Origin of the sequence: Peptoniphilus phoceensis (genome assembly GCF_001517665.2) — a bacterium.
In the GTDB taxonomy this organism is placed as follows: Bacteria; Bacillota; Clostridia; order Tissierellales; family Peptoniphilaceae; genus Peptoniphilus_A; species Peptoniphilus_A timonensis.
The window spans coordinates 291,426-305,738 of the sequence record NZ_LN999808.1; the positions used below are offsets into that span (position 1 = coordinate 291,426).

Consider the following 14,313-nt stretch of genomic DNA (forward strand, 5'->3'; position numbering starts at 1 on the left):
AGAAAACAAGTTTTAAATTTATTTTAAATAATAGAAAGTAAGTTTTTGGTTTATCTTAAACACTATAGCTTGTAAAAATAAATCCAAAAAATGAAAAATAAAAACTCATGACAAAGTGCCATGAGTTTTGCGAGAATTATAAAAGAAAGGGAGCGCAATTAGTTACGCTCTTGTTTTATTTACTTTATTTCCCTTTACTTTTCTTTTTATTTACCAGCAATTCCTTCAAGTCCCTTGTCAACTAGAGCTTGTTTAGCTGGGTCGATCTTTGGTGTGTCCATTGTGAAAGAGTTATCTACAACTGTAAAATCAAAGTAACCAAGTCTTGCAACTGGTCTAATTTTAGTTACATCAACCTTATCTTCTTCTGTTATAAATTCGTCTTTAATATGAATTCCCACAACTTCTCCAATGATGATGTCAATAGTGTTAATTGTGTCAACACCAGGAAGTCTAATAGTTTGAACATATTTGATTTCATATTGAACAGGTGAAGCTTTGACTCTTGCTACATCGACAATTTCAGAATCTGCTTTTTCTAGTCCACAATATTCAAATTTATCCTTGAAACCTTCTGGAAGTTCTGCAATAGATGATTTATTCATAGCTTCTGCTAAGTCTTCTGATACCATGTTGTAAACAAATTCTCCAGTTCTTTCTATGTTTTTAACAGTATTCTTTCTGTCGTCAAAAACATTTTGGTTAGCTGAGAATAATACTAGTGGTGGATCAAAAGTTAGGTTTGTAAATTGTGAGTATGGTGCAATATTATCTGTACCGTCTCCATTTTTTGTTGATATCCAACCAATTACTCTTGGTACTGTACATGATTTAAATGGGTTTTTCTTTAGTCCGTGGTTATTTTTCTTTGGTTCGTAAAACATAATATATCTCCTTTTCAATTAAAATTTTAGTTACAATAAATTATCTAATTATTTGATTAACAAAAATGCAATAGGCGTAGTGATTAAGAAACAAAGTACAGTTCTTTCAAACCATATTATTACTAAGTCCTTAATAGAAACTTCTATTTCAGATGCTACAATTGTAGGAATTGTAGTTGAAAACATAATTACTTGAGCAACACTCATTACAGAGATTATAAATCTTGTAACTAGAGGTGCCTTTGTTATAACCATTACTGGCAAGAACATTTCAGCAAGACCAAGCATAGCTGCTTTAGCTGCAAGTAGTGGTTCAGGAATTCTAAGTAAAAGTGTTAGTGGATATAATAGATATCCAAAATAGTCAAACACTTGAGTGTAGTTTGCAATAATTAGTGCAATTAAACCAATTGACATAAAGTTTGGCAATACTTCAAAAGCAAGATTAAATGAGTCAAGAACATTTTTTGTAGTTCTTGGGATAACTGGGCCAGCTTCCTTACAAAGTGTAAGGCCTTCGTTTAGAGAAGCTGTAAATAAATTTCCTTCGAGCTTTTCTTCAGGATAGCCTTCCATGTCTTTGTAATATCTATTTGGTGCAGTAGAAATTGGTGGAATTCTAACTGTAATTGCACTTAGAGCAAAAGTAACAAATAGTGATAAAAAAACATATTCACCCCAATATGCCATAAGGTCTGTTGTATTAGCAATAACAATTAAGAAGGATATAGCAACTGTAGTAAAACCAGTTACTACTGCTATAGCTTCTCTTTGAGTATATTTTCTTTCTCTGTATAGATCGTCAGTCATCATGACACCAACTGCAGTGGATCCCATAAAAGCAGCGACTGCTATTACGGCAGTTCTGCCAGGAGTTTTCCAAACAGTTCTCATTATAGGTCTTAAAAAGTTTCCTATAAAATCAATAAATCCATAATCCATCAAGAAAGTTATAAAAATTGCTGAAACAGGAATAAGTGTACCAACTTGAATAGCTAATGAATTAAATAAGAAGGGACCGTGGTCATCTCTTGCAACTGCTTCTGGTGCATAACCAGAAAATAAGTAAAGTGTGAAAAATGCTCCGATTAATTTTGTGAAAGAGAATATAATTGTCACCTTGTCAGCTTTCCAAGTTCCTTTTACAAAAGGTCTAAAAGCTCCAATCATTATTATTATAAAGGCATAAGCCGTAGCAACTTTAGGCAAGTTGTTTATAAATAATGAAATAACATATTCTAGTGGAATTGTTGAAGAACCATTGACTTTAATTGGTATAAAAAAGACGAAGATTCCAATTGCACTGAGAATTATAAACTTTAAGAGTAGCATTGGATCTTTGTAAAGTTTTTCTTCTCTATGTATTGTTTTTTCTTTCATAGATTTTCCTCCTTTGTTGATTACATAATAAGCTTTTCCCGAGACTTAATACATGGAATATATTGCTTTGGATTTTGAAGTTTTTGCTTTATAATGTAATTATGATAAAGTGATGCGATTAAAATTAGCTGTATTAACTTACAGAAAGGAAATAAAATTGGAAGAAAACTTACTTTTATACGACATAATTACAAAAGAATACATACATAATCTGATTTATGGTGATTTGTCTAGGGCAAAATTATTTAAGTCTAGCTTTAGTAAGTATCAACTTGATTTAGAAACAAATTACATACTTACAATTATGTATGATGACTTTTGGAAAATTTGTAGGAATCGTGACAACCACTATAGATATAATATAAAGAGAAAACTCTTAGATTACACAAGAGAAATCATAAAAGACTACAAGACTATTTCAACAACTCTTACTGGAACAGACAAGATAATTATCTTTTTAGATTGCCAGGGAAGGGATGAAGAAGATGCTTATTTCCTTAGTCAAGAACTTGCAGAAAAAATTATTTGTGAATTAAAAAAACACATATCCCACACTGTGAGCATTGGAATAAGTTCATATTGTAGAAACAACAAGGATCTCGTTAAGGGTTATGAAGAATCCTTTAACTGTCTCGAAAATATTTTTAACAAGGGAAGGGGAAAAATATTGAGGCCAAGTCCTAGGGACGTAACAGTAGATCAAAATCATAAGTCACAAATCGATAAAAAAATTTATGAACTTTTAATAAAAATTGGTTTTCAAGATAGACTTGCTTCTTTTGAAATTGTCGATGAAATATTAGAAGATATGGTATCTAGGAACATGACTCAAGAATACATAAAATCCAATGTAATTAGGATCCTCGTAGAAATTATTAATTATTTTAGCAGGGGGAATTTACAGTCAGACCTTTCTCTTATAACAGTTAAGAGCATAGAAACAATAGTCGATTCCAATAACATTGATGATATAAAAAAGTCTATTGAAAGCACAATTGAAATCATTAGCGCGGGACTTGAAAGAGAAGATGAACACGAACTTGCCATGAACAATGCTAAAGCCTACATAGAAAAATATTTTATGAAAGACATTAGTCTTGATGAAATATCTATGGTGGCAGGATATAGCAAAAGTCATTTTTCAAGAACTTTTAAAAAAGAAATGGGGATTAATTTTTCTAAATATTTAATTGGTGTGAGAATAAATGAGGCAGAAAAATTAATAAAAAATTCTGACAAAAGCATATACGATATTTCTCTTGAAGTTGGATTTAACGATTATTCATATTTTTCCAAGGCTTTTAAAGATACCTTTGATATAAGTCCAAAAGAATATAGGAAAAATAATAAAAATTAATTTATATAAATTATTTAGGTTAAGATGTGAATTTCAAAAACATAGATTTTACTTATTTAAGTCTATTATTAAAACTAAAAAATTTTTGAAAAAAGCTAAAAAAAGATTGATGCAACCAAAAGTTGCCCTCTATTTGCTTGTGGTGCTTATGTTTTTTTGTTATATTAAATTATAAATTAATATGCTATTTAAAACTTTATTTTAAATTTTGTTAAAAAATAAGTGAGATTAATTTTAAATTAAAAGATGAATATTAATTTGTTAAAGAAAAACTACAAGGAGATGGACACATGTATGGCGAAAAAATAAAATCCATGAGAAAAGAAAATAAATTATCACAAGAGGAACTGGCAAATAAACTTGGAATTACAAGACAAGCCATATCAAAGTGGGAAACAGAAAAATCAACGCCAACTATGACAAATCTAAGGGAGCTTTCAGAGGTCTTTGGAGTAGAAATGGCATATTTTATTGGTGATAATAAAGAGGAAATCGAAGAAAAAGACAAAAAAGAAGAAAATATAAAAAAAGTAAACAAGAAAAAAATGGTTTTTAAGGGAATTTGGGATATTTTTATCTATGCCTGTCTCTTATTTATAGGAATTTTCTTTTTTTCTGTCTATTATTTTCTTTTTATAGAAAGATTTTTGGAAAAAGATCCCAGTGAAATGCCCTATTTAATCCTAACAATTTACATGATAATTGCACTAATATCTTTTCCACAAGCATATAAAGATGTGGCAGAAAAGTTGGAAGGTTTGGAGTACAATGTGTTCTCAAAACTTGTTCTTCCAGTAATCTACATGGCATCTCCCATAATAGTCTTTTATTACATTATTAAAAAGAAAAACTAGATCCACCAAAAGAGGTGGATTTTTTTGTAATTAGAATACCCCTGGTTAGACCAGGGGTTCAATTTAGCTTTAGCGATGAAAAACTAATAAAAAAAGACCTCCATGTTAAAATAAATTGTGGTTTACCAGAACACAAAAATAACAGGAGGTTTTTTATGAATTTAAATCATACACATAGTCTATCACATACAAAATGGAATTGTAAATATCATGTAGTGTTCGCTCCGAAATATAGAAGAAAAGTATTTTACGGAAGCAAAAGATTAGAAATAGGTGCAATATTAAGAGAGCTTTGCAACTGGAAAGGAGTTAACATAATAGAAGCAGAAGTTTGTCCAGATCACGTGCACATGTTGTTAGAAATACCACCAAAATTGAGTATATCTAGTTTTATGGGATTTTTAAAAGGCAAAAGCAGTATTATGATATACGATAAGTGGGGTAGCTTAAAATACAAATACAGAGGAAGGCAATTTTGGTGCCGAGGATACTATGTAGATACAGCAGGAAAAAATACAAAAGCAATAAAAGAGTATATTCATAACCAACTTAAAGAGGATGAATTAAGTGGTCAGATAACAATGGACAACACAGACCCCTTTAGGGGTTAGCTAGTAGTAATTGCAAGTGGTAAACCACAAGCGTCCTTGAGACGCAGCTAGCAAAAAAGGTCCTTTGGACCGCAAAAGCAAAACCACCGGCTACGCCGGTGGATTTTTATTATGTGAAAATTAAAAATAGTCTAATTGTTTCTTATATGTTAAAATAACAAATATGGAGGTGTTTGTATGGATACCAGTCGACCCTGGATTAAATGTATAAGTCTATGCGATAAAGAAAGTTTTGTGATTTACATATTGTAAGTCTATTTAAGTGTGCCTCTTTACCGCCTAGACAGCGGATTTTTTTATGCAGAAAATCATTAAAGAATAAGGAGGTAACATGAACAACTTAGATAGAGAAAGGTTAAAAAACTTGCAAAACAGAATCAACAAGATGGATCCTGTTGATATTGCAGAAAGACTAGAAGACCTCTTAAAAGAAGATATTGCAATTTGGATAAAACTTCTTAATAAGGACCTCTTGGCGGATGCTTTTTCACTTTTGCCTAGAGAGAAGAAAATCGAGATTATAGGTTCACTTTCTGAAGATAGAATTATGAGTCTTATGAAAGAGTTGGAAGAAGATGAAGTTGTAGATACTTTGCAAGAACTTCCTGCCAACATGGTAAGAAAGTTTATGAACCAATATATAGAAGAAGACAGAAGACCGATTATTAATGAACTTTTGGGATATCCAAGGGAATCTGTTGGTTCTATTATGTCAGTTGGTTTTATATTTGTGAAAAATACAACTACTCCAACAGAAGCTCTTGAAAAAATTATTCATTCTGATCTCGATGCAGATAGGCTAGAACAAGTTTGGGTTACAAATGAATCTTTAGTTTTAATTGGATATGCGAACTTGGCAGACCTTCTTCGTAATAGAAATAAAACTGATGATATTGAAGAATTTATGCACCCAATAAATGCCAGTGTATATGCAACGGATGACCAAGAACTTGTTGCAAAGTTGGCACATAAGTATGATTTATCAGAAATTCCTGTAACTGATTCTGAAGGAAGACTTATTGGTATTGTGCCAGCAGAATGGGCAATCGACGTAATGCATGAAGAGTATGAAGAAGACTTGGGTAACATCCACGGTATTAGTGAATCTTCACCAGAACATTACTGGGACAAGTCAGTCCTAAAACTTGCAAAAGACAGGACAATGTGGCTTATAATTTGTCTTGTGACAGCAACTTTTACTAGTTTTATTATAAAAAAATATGAAGCACTTCTGGCTTCAAGTGTTGCATTGGCTGCTTATATACCAATGCTAATGGACTCAGGTGGAAATGCTGGAACGCAATCTTCTACAACAGTTATTCGTGGTATTTATACAGGAGAAATTGAATTTAAAGAATTTCTTCAAGTTATGTTTAAGGAACTTAGAATAGGTTTAATAGTTGGAGTAATTCTTGTAATTGTAAATATTGTGAGAATGTCCATATTAGATAGTGTAAGTATAGGAGTAACTTTAACAGTTTCTGTCACTCTTTTAACTACAATAGTTTTATCAAAAATTATTGGCGGAATATTGCCACTTATTGCAGAAAAAATTAATGTTGACCCAACAATAATGGCAGGACCACTTATTACAACAATTGTGGATACCTTAGTATTATTTGTTTATTTTGAAATAGCGACAATCCTAATAGGAGTTTAAAATAAAAAGAGAAGGATATTTTGATTTGATTCCCATAAGTTTTATTTAGGGACTTTAAATCATTTAAACCTTCTCTTTTTTATTTATCCCAATTATTTATAAAGTTTTCAAAATTTTCTTTATTTTCTGAAATCTCTTCAAGGCTAGTATTTTTTTCTTCCAAGATCTCTTCTATTTCTTTTCTATAAAAAATAAAAATCTTATCTTTTAACTCTTTATTTTTTTCCTCTTCAAAATCTCTGCCACTTTCCACATAATAAATTCTGTCCAGATTTTTTATTAGGGCAAAACTTGTTATGGCATTTTTAAAAATATCTTCTCTTTTTATATTTGATGTATCTTTTACAAAGACTTTAATACCATAGGGAGATTTTCTTGAAAGAATTTCAATTGCTCCCACTTCAAAACCCTTTGGGTAATCTTGATTTGATATTATATGTGAAACTTTGGAGTTATCACCAACAAAGTTTGTTTTGTAATTATAAAGGCTTTCTGCCCTTTTAGTTTGACAAGCAGATAAAATTAGGATAAGGGCAAATATTATATGTAATTTTTTCAAATTCATCACCTCTTTATTAGATTATAACAAAAAAATAAAAAGTCACTAGGACTTTTTAAATTCTTTTATTTACATTATTGTTCTAAAAAATATTCCAAAGATTAAAAAAATTAAAAATAATAAAGTAAATTTGTAATTCACGATTTTTCCTTTCGAGGACTAATTATTTTAACATTTCTCTCAATTCATTTATAAGAGTTAAGTTAGTTACATCGTACAAGAGAGGACTTAGAGTTGCGTAGCCTTCTTTTAGATAGTGGATGTCAGAATCTTTGTCGTTGTTTTCTTTAGGGAAGCCCTTTAATCTCATATTATAGCCTTCGCCTTCTTCTGATATGTCGTAGATAGACATAACGTCAGCTCCAACTTTGCAAACTTCTATTCCATTTAGCTCTTCATAATCAAGGTAAGGCACGTTTATATTTAAAACTTGAATCCTTTTTAAATCTTCTATTTTGTTAAAGACATCTACAGCTACTTTTGCTGCAGTTTCAAATTTTGAATGACCCTTTATCCACTGAGCTGACACAGCAATGGCAGGAATATTAAATAAATTTGCTTCAATTGCTGCAGAAACTGTTCCTGAATAAAGGACATTTGTTGCTGCATTAAATCCAGAGTTTATACCTGAAAAGCAAAAGTCAAATTTTTCGTCTAATAAATGGACTGCTGCTCTTACACAATCAGCAGGTGTTCCATAAACGCAAAGGCTTTTAACTTCTTCAAGACCTTCTAATTTTGTCTCTTGAACCATAAGTGGACTCTTAAAGGTAATAGCATGAGATTTACCAGAATTTTCAACATTTGGTGCAGAGATTGTGACCTTGTGTCCTTCTTTTATGAGGGCTCTTGCTAGGATTTCTATGCCTTCTGCATTTATTCCATCGTCATTTGTAAGTAGTATGTTCAAATATTTCCTCCCTTTAAATTCTATTAAAGTTCATAGACTTCTGATGGCACAAATCTAGGTGCAACATCAATTTTGTAGTCTGTGTTTTCTATTTTATTTTCCGATGCAAGGGTATCATTAATTGTCTTTAGTGCCAAGTCTGGCAAGTTGTTGTCTGTGGAAAGATGACCTAAGAGAACTTGCTCTTGTTTCTTTTTCAAAATCATTGAAAGAACTTCTGCTGCATTTTCATTTGAAAGATGTCCCTTAGTAGAAAGTATCCTTTGTTTTGTTGGATAAGGGTAGCTTCCATGAACGAGCATATCTACATCGTGGTTTGATTCAAGATAAAAAAGTTCTGAACCATCCATTTTTTCCATGGCATCTTGATTAACCCACCCTGTATCAGTTAAAAGAGAAATCTTTTTATTTCCTTTTATTACAAATCCACAACCACTTGCACAATCATGAAAAGTGGATATGGGCATAATTTCAAGGTCCTTAAAAGTGAAGCTCTTTCCATTTTCAAAAATAAAAGTATTCTTTGGATCGAGTTTTTTAACTGTAGGAAGCATGCCATCTAAAGTCATCATATTTGAAAAAACTTTTAAATCGTGTCTTCTTGATAAAACTCCCACAGATTTTATGTGGTCAATGTGCTCGTGAGTCACAAATACAGCGTCAATTTCACTGGCCTTAACACCAATTTTTTCCAAGTTTTCTTCGATTTTTTTGCCAGAAAGTCCAGCATCTATAATAATTTTTGTATCTTTATATTCAACATATTGGCAGTTGCCACTTGAGCCACTTGCCAAAGAGCAAAATTTCATAAAAACCTCCACACATATTCTAACATAGGCTTTTAAAATTGTTAAGTTCAGTAATTCGATAGAACTGTGTATTCACCATCTGTAAATTTAACTTTCCAAGAAGGAATGGCACGACCGTTTACTGCACGAGTGATGTCTTCAATATAACCTTGGTCTTCTGGATTAAAGTAAAAACATGGCGTGATTTTTTCTATGGTCTTGTTGTAATAATCACTTTTATTTATAAGAGATAAAAGGGCTCTTGGAGCAGGTGTCAAAAATATTTTTTGCTCAGATTTATCGAGGGCCTCTAGCCACAGTCTATCCATGGACATGACTCCCCTTTTATCTATTATAAAATTGGTGTAGGAAGATTCTACAGGTATATTGTCAAAAATTTTAGTGTAATTTAGAATATATTTTCCATCAGATTCTTCATAATAACTTAGATAAATATCTCTTGTGTCATATTTTTTATCAAGTAAAAATTTTGTGGCAATTTTTTGTGCTTCTTCAAGATTTTTTATATCGTAATTATTTTCAGATTTTCTATTTTCATAGTAGACTCTTCTACCATTAACTAGATTTATATATTCATCATTTAAGGATATTTCAGCAAGGTCTGTACTAGGTCTTTGCACACTTCCCCTGCCATCAAAATACCTTTCCTTTATATCTTCTTCTGTAGAAGTCTCAAAAGAAACTAAAACAGAAGGAAGTTTTTTAATTGATCTTGGGATTTTTGTATCAAGACTTATGTTTTTTTCTGCTAAGAGGGCAGTTACTTCTTTTACAAAATCCCTTCTAGTAGATTCATTTCTAAGCCTAAAATTGTTGTAGTGGCTGTAGCAAAATAAAACTACATTGGCAACTATTAGGGCAATTATTAAAATTTTTTTAACTTTTTTCCAATCCATAAGCCTACCTCACCATCATTAGCCTTCCATCTTCAGTGTTGAAGTAGTACATGCTTCCCATGTATGCCATTTCAAAAACTAGCATTGGCTCCTCAGCCTCATAATTATTAAAACTAAGATAAACTAGATTTAAGTTGTCAATGGAAGATAAAATGTCCATTACAGCTTTGTAATCAAAGACCTTCCTGTTCTTTTTTAAAATCTTATGAATACCTTCTATATAAATTTTTTCTTTTTTGTAAATTGGGTTGTTGTCCTTACGAATGTAGTATTCCCTATAATTTTTTACAAATTCAGAATAGACGTCAATTTCTATAAAACTGTGGTCTTTTGATGGTAGAACTAGAGGTATTTGACCTTCCTTTAAGTTAAAGAAAAACCTATATCCCAAGTTGTCGTTGTAGTTACATGGTTCTATTTTTTCAAGATAAATACCAGAACTAATTCCAGTTTTTTGGGCAATAAATTCAATAGCACGATCAAGGGACTTGTTTAAATCTCTTGTTTTAACATCAAAACTAGATTCAAGGGAATATTCTATTATCCCGTCGCTTGAAAGAGATAGATATTCATTTTCGTAGACATAAGTATTTTTACCGTCCACAGTCATTTCTCTAATAAAGTCAATGGGAATACCCAAAAATCTTTCGGCAAGATTTGATTTTTTATTTTCTTCAAGATTGTAGAGTCCAGAAACATAGGATACCTTTTGAAGAGAAAGATAATCTTCATCTGGAATATAAATATCTTTTTTTATACCATAGGCCTCATAAAAATTCACAGCTTTAATTCCCTTGGCTTTTACTTCTTTTAAAATTTCATCAATTTCAAAATCTACTTTTATATCCACAAGTTTGTAAAAATTTTTGCTTCCGCTAATATAAATTTCTCCAAGATCAGATATATAAATTGAATCGACACTTAAATTTATGTCGTTGCTGTTTCTCTTGTCACCTATGAGATTTACAAAAACTGAACCTGATAAAGGAGAATTAAATTTAAAAACTAAGGATTTTTCCTTTTGAAGATTTAAATACTCTTCAGTATCAATTAATTTTAAATTTTCTGAAGTTGCCTTTTGAAGTTTTTCAGAAATATTTTCTCCAGTCATTTTCCAATAAGGTCTAAGATCAGTTGTCATGTAGTGCTGTCTATCTCCAAGGTTTGCAATTATCCTTTGAGGTGTCAAGATTTCTTGCAAAAACTCATCAACATCACCAATTTGTATTTCATCTTCAGTTTTTCCATCAAAGGAAAGCCAAAGATTTTTTGATTGAAGTACAAGCAAGAGAATTAAGAAAAATATTAAAAAAGTAGAAAGTGACTTAGGATACTTCTTCTTCATAATTATCACCCTCACTGGCTTTAAAGAGTAGAGTAATTGTGGTTCCCTCTCCAAAAACAGATTCAATACTTAAATTTCCCCCAAAGGATTTTATCATTTCTGTTGCAATAGAAAGGCCAAGTCCTGTTCCACCCATTTCTCTGCTTCTTCCCTTTTCAACCCTGTAAAATCTTTCAGTTATTCTTGGCAAGTCTTCTTTTGGTATTCCAATTCCATTATCAGTTACCTTTATTTCTACAAAATCATTTTTATTTTTAGCATCAATAGAAATCTTTCCATTGTCTGGTGTGTACTTGCAGGCATTGGAAATAATATTTGTAAGAATTTGATCTGCACCATTTCTGTCGGCATAGATATCTTTTACGTCCATGGCAATATTTAATTCAATCTTGTGATTTTTTTGATTTATAAGTAAAGATTGTGATTCAATTGCCTCGTCAATAAACTCATAAGTGTCGAAATTCGAGAAGTTTACCTTGTCCTTGTTGTAGTCAATATTGGAAAGAGAAAGTAAATCTGTTACAATTCTAGACATTCTAGAATTTTCCCTATCAATTACCCTTAAAAATTTCTTTTCAGACTGTCTATCAAGTTCGCTATCAAGAAGAGTTTCTGTGTAAGATTTTATTGTAGTTATAGGAGTTTTTAATTCGTGACTTACATTTGCCACAAATTCTTTACGCATTATATCAAGCATGTGCTCCTTATTTACGTCTTGCAAAACTATAATTAGACCAGAATTTATAAAAGCATCGGACTTATAGGGAGCATACTTAATTTTATAAAAAGTATCAGAAATCTTAGTAAGCTCTTCTCCCTTTAGACTCTCGACCTTTTTGTAGTCAATATTGTATAAATTAATTGACTTTAAATTAATTTCTCTGTTGAAGTCTTTTTCTGAAATATTTAAAATCTTTTTAGCTATGGAATTTGCGTGAATTAGCTTGTTACTTCTATCAATAGCAATGACGCCTTCAGCCATATAGTTAAAGATGGTATCTAACTTTGATTTTTCAAGATCCATTTTTTCTATAGTTTCACGAAGTTCCTTAGTCAAGAAATTAAACATCATACCTAATTCACCAATTTCATCATTGCTTTTTATTTCAACACTTTGGTTAAAATTACCCTTGGCAAGGGCCTTAGCCTTTTTAGTCAAGGAACGAATAGGTCCTGTTATAGAATTGGCAATAAAATAACCGAGAATTGATGTTGTTATAAGTGAAATTAAAGTTGCATAAGTAATTATAATTTTTGAATCGTCAATTACAGAATAAATTGAATTTAAATTTCTTGTCATGTAAATTATTGCAAGTATATTTCCATCTCCAGATAAAATTGGTCTGGCAATGTGTTTTTCTACATTTCCTTCGTTTTTGTATTCCACAATTTTTTCTCGAGTTTTGCCAGATAGGGCATCCATAACAAGTTTTGGTTCAATAAATTTTAAGGAATAGGCATCTTCTTTTTCCTTTGTAGAAATATTTTTTGTGCTAGCAAGGATTTTTGGAGCCTTTTCAGGTGAAATTATATAGGCTGATTCTTCACTGGAAATACCCCAGTCTTTTAGAGTTTCATCAAGCTGGGGTAGTGTTTCATAATTATTATCTTTAAAAAAAGCAGATGTTGTTGTGGCAAGGGTATCCATAGTTTTTACCATAGATGTTGTTGCTGTTTCTATTTGCACATTTTCTAATCTATCTATTATAAAAGTAGAAGCGATAAACATAGAAATTAGTACAAGAACAACATAAATTAAAATAAATCTAGATTTAATAGAGTGATTCATTAGCCTTCACCATTATCTGATGCAAAGAAATATCCAACTCCTCTTTTAGTCTTGATGTATTTAAAGCCTTTTTTCTCATCTTCTATTTTTTCACGGAGTCTTCTAACAGTAACATCAACTGTCCTTATATCGCCATAATATTCATATTCCCAAACCTCTTCAAGAAGTTCTTCTCTTGAAAAAACTGTTCCAGGATATGATGCTAAGAATTTTAGAAGTTCAAATTCACGAAGGGTAAGTTCAACAACTTCGTCACCTCTTCTTACTTGGTATTTATTTAGATCAATTTCAAGATCCATGACCTTTAAGATAGAAGAGTCATCTTCTTTTTTGTCTTGACCATCAAATCTTCTTAGAACTGCCTTTACTCTTGCTAGAAGCTCTCTCATAGAGAAGGGCTTGACAACATAATCGTCTGCACCAAGTTCGAGACCAAGCACCTTATCCACTTCGTCTTCTCTTGCTGTCAACATAATTACAGGTACATCAGAATTTTTTCTAATTTCCCTTAATGCTTCGAAACCATTTAACTTTGGCATCATTATATCTAGAAGGATCAAGTCGTAATTATTTTTTTCTGCAAGACTTATGGCATCTCTGCCGTTGTCAGCAGTTTCCATAATGTAGCCTTCCTTTTCAAAATTAAACTTTATAATATCAGAAATTGCAGATTCATCGTCTACTACGAGTATTTTCTCTTCCATAAAACCATCCTTTGTGTAAACTCTTTTGACTATTCCTCAATTCTTGTAAAGATTTCGTCATTTCCCTTTTCAGAATAAAGGATTAGAAGAGTTTTTGTATCAAGTATTCCATCGATTTGTAAAATCATATCATAAAATCTAGTTAAATCTGAAGTGTTTATAGTTTTTATTCTGAGCATAATACAGTGCTCACCTGTAACCCTATAACATTCAAATATTTTAAATTTATCATCTTTTATCTCCATAATTTTTGAGATAAGTCCTTTAAAGTCATTGGTATTGACCTTGGCTAGGACATAAGTGTCCACATTGTAGCCGATTTTTTGCCAGTCAACTAGGACTTTATAGCCCTTGATGTAACCAGCATCCTCCATCTTATATATTCTTCTATGAATAGCAGGTCTTGTAAGATTCAATTTTTTTGAAATATCTTCGTGGCTCATGCGACCATTTTTTCTCAAGAGTTCTAGTATCTCGATATCAATTTCATCTAAATTGTCATTTTTTCTCATAAAAATTCTCCCCTGTTACGAATTGTACAATTTTTTTTATTAA

14 protein-coding genes are annotated in these 14,313 nt (G+C 31.3%); 4 read left to right on the forward strand and 10 right to left on the reverse strand.

Annotated features, from left to right (window positions below; all coding sequences use genetic code 11):
• Positions 1-206: 206 nt before the first annotated feature.
• Complete coding sequence (locus BN3657_RS03430) at positions 207-884, reverse strand: flavin reductase family protein (protein WP_062551781.1); 678 nt, start codon at positions 882-884, stop codon at positions 207-209.
• Between the two features lie 48 nt (positions 885-932).
• Positions 933-2,264, reverse strand: coding sequence for a YjiH family protein (locus BN3657_RS03435; RefSeq protein WP_062551782.1), 1,332 nt, complete (start codon positions 2,262-2,264; stop codon positions 933-935).
• 112 nt (positions 2,265-2,376) lie between these two features.
• Between BN3657_RS03435 and BN3657_RS03440 the strand changes: the two genes are divergently transcribed.
• From BN3657_RS03440 to mgtE, 4 genes are all read left to right on the forward strand, one after another.
• Positions 2,377-3,621 (forward strand): helix-turn-helix domain-containing protein, encoded by a 1,245-nt coding sequence (locus BN3657_RS03440; protein WP_230204180.1) that lies wholly within the window; start codon positions 2,377-2,379, stop codon positions 3,619-3,621.
• Positions 3,622-3,911: 290 nt separating this feature from the next.
• Positions 3,912-4,475, forward strand: coding sequence for a helix-turn-helix domain-containing protein (locus BN3657_RS03445; RefSeq protein WP_062551784.1), 564 nt, complete (start codon positions 3,912-3,914; stop codon positions 4,473-4,475).
• A gap of 155 nt (positions 4,476-4,630) precedes the next feature.
• The gene (gene tnpA, locus BN3657_RS03450; RefSeq protein WP_062551533.1) at positions 4,631-5,086 is read left to right on the forward strand and encodes an IS200/IS605 family transposase; all 456 of its coding nucleotides are present in this window, start codon (positions 4,631-4,633) and stop codon (positions 5,084-5,086) included.
• 331 nt (positions 5,087-5,417) lie between these two features.
• Positions 5,418-6,746, forward strand: a complete 1,329-nt coding sequence (gene mgtE, locus BN3657_RS03455) for a magnesium transporter (protein ID WP_062551785.1) — start codon at positions 5,418-5,420, stop codon at positions 6,744-6,746.
• A 79-nt stretch (positions 6,747-6,825) separates the two neighbouring features.
• Here mgtE and BN3657_RS03460 read toward each other — a convergent pair whose 3' ends face one another.
• From BN3657_RS03460 to BN3657_RS03495, 8 genes are all read right to left on the reverse strand, one after another.
• Complete coding sequence (locus BN3657_RS03460) at positions 6,826-7,305, reverse strand: DUF4825 domain-containing protein (RefSeq protein ID WP_062551786.1); 480 nt, start codon at positions 7,303-7,305, stop codon at positions 6,826-6,828.
• A gap of 163 nt (positions 7,306-7,468) precedes the next feature.
• The gene (surE, locus tag BN3657_RS03465; protein WP_019139039.1) at positions 7,469-8,215 is read right to left on the reverse strand and encodes a 5'/3'-nucleotidase SurE; all 747 of its coding nucleotides are present in this window, start codon (positions 8,213-8,215) and stop codon (positions 7,469-7,471) included.
• A gap of 23 nt (positions 8,216-8,238) precedes the next feature.
• A complete protein-coding gene (locus BN3657_RS03470) occupies positions 8,239-9,024 on the reverse strand; it encodes an MBL fold metallo-hydrolase (protein WP_062551787.1) in 786 nt (261 codons plus the stop codon).
• Positions 9,025-9,071: 47 nt separating this feature from the next.
• Positions 9,072-9,920, reverse strand: a complete 849-nt coding sequence (locus BN3657_RS03475; protein WP_062551788.1) for a two-component system regulatory protein YycI — start codon at positions 9,918-9,920, stop codon at positions 9,072-9,074.
• Between the two features lie 4 nt (positions 9,921-9,924).
• Positions 9,925-11,265 carry a hypothetical protein gene (locus BN3657_RS03480; RefSeq protein ID WP_062551789.1) on the reverse strand — a complete coding sequence of 447 codons (1,341 nt, stop codon included), beginning with the start codon at positions 11,263-11,265 and terminating at the stop codon, positions 9,925-9,927.
• On the reverse strand, positions 11,246-13,054 hold the full coding sequence (locus tag BN3657_RS03485; RefSeq protein ID WP_062551790.1) for a HAMP domain-containing sensor histidine kinase: 1,809 nt from the start codon (positions 13,052-13,054) through the stop codon (positions 11,246-11,248). The genes BN3657_RS03480 and BN3657_RS03485 overlap by 20 nt, the downstream gene beginning before the upstream one ends.
• Complete coding sequence (locus tag BN3657_RS03490; RefSeq protein ID WP_019139032.1) at positions 13,054-13,758, reverse strand: response regulator; 705 nt, start codon at positions 13,756-13,758, stop codon at positions 13,054-13,056. The genes BN3657_RS03485 and BN3657_RS03490 overlap by 1 nt, the downstream gene beginning before the upstream one ends.
• 29 nt (positions 13,759-13,787) lie before the next feature.
• Positions 13,788-14,270 (reverse strand): Lrp/AsnC family transcriptional regulator, encoded by a 483-nt coding sequence (locus BN3657_RS03495; protein WP_019139031.1) that lies wholly within the window; start codon positions 14,268-14,270, stop codon positions 13,788-13,790.
• Positions 14,271-14,313 lie beyond the last annotated feature (43 nt).

Excerpts from the sequence above, each read along its gene's own strand:
- BN3657_RS03430 (WP_062551781.1), bottom strand. The coding sequence starts at position 884 with ATGTTTTACGAACCAAAGAAAAATAACCACGGACTAAAGAAAAACCCA.
- BN3657_RS03435 (WP_062551782.1), bottom strand. The coding sequence starts at position 2,264 with ATGAAAGAAAAAACAATACATAGAGAAGAAAAACTTTACAAAGATCCA.
- BN3657_RS03440 (WP_230204180.1), top strand. The coding sequence starts at position 2,377 with ATGCGATTAAAATTAGCTGTATTAACTTACAGAAAGGAAATAAAATTG.
- BN3657_RS03445 (WP_062551784.1), top strand. The coding sequence starts at position 3,912 with ATGTATGGCGAAAAAATAAAATCCATGAGAAAAGAAAATAAATTATCA.
- tnpA (WP_062551533.1), top strand. The coding sequence starts at position 4,631 with ATGAATTTAAATCATACACATAGTCTATCACATACAAAATGGAATTGT.
- mgtE (WP_062551785.1), top strand. The coding sequence starts at position 5,418 with ATGAACAACTTAGATAGAGAAAGGTTAAAAAACTTGCAAAACAGAATC.
- BN3657_RS03470 (WP_062551787.1), bottom strand. The coding sequence starts at position 9,024 with ATGAAATTTTGCTCTTTGGCAAGTGGCTCAAGTGGCAACTGCCAATAT.
- BN3657_RS03475 (WP_062551788.1), bottom strand. The coding sequence starts at position 9,920 with ATGGATTGGAAAAAAGTTAAAAAAATTTTAATAATTGCCCTAATAGTT.
- BN3657_RS03480 (WP_062551789.1), bottom strand. The coding sequence starts at position 11,265 with ATGAAGAAGAAGTATCCTAAGTCACTTTCTACTTTTTTAATATTTTTC.
- BN3657_RS03485 (WP_062551790.1), bottom strand. The coding sequence starts at position 13,054 with ATGAATCACTCTATTAAATCTAGATTTATTTTAATTTATGTTGTTCTT.
- BN3657_RS03490 (WP_019139032.1), bottom strand. The coding sequence starts at position 13,758 with ATGGAAGAGAAAATACTCGTAGTAGACGATGAATCTGCAATTTCTGAT.
- BN3657_RS03495 (WP_019139031.1), bottom strand. The coding sequence starts at position 14,270 with ATGAGAAAAAATGACAATTTAGATGAAATTGATATCGAGATACTAGAA.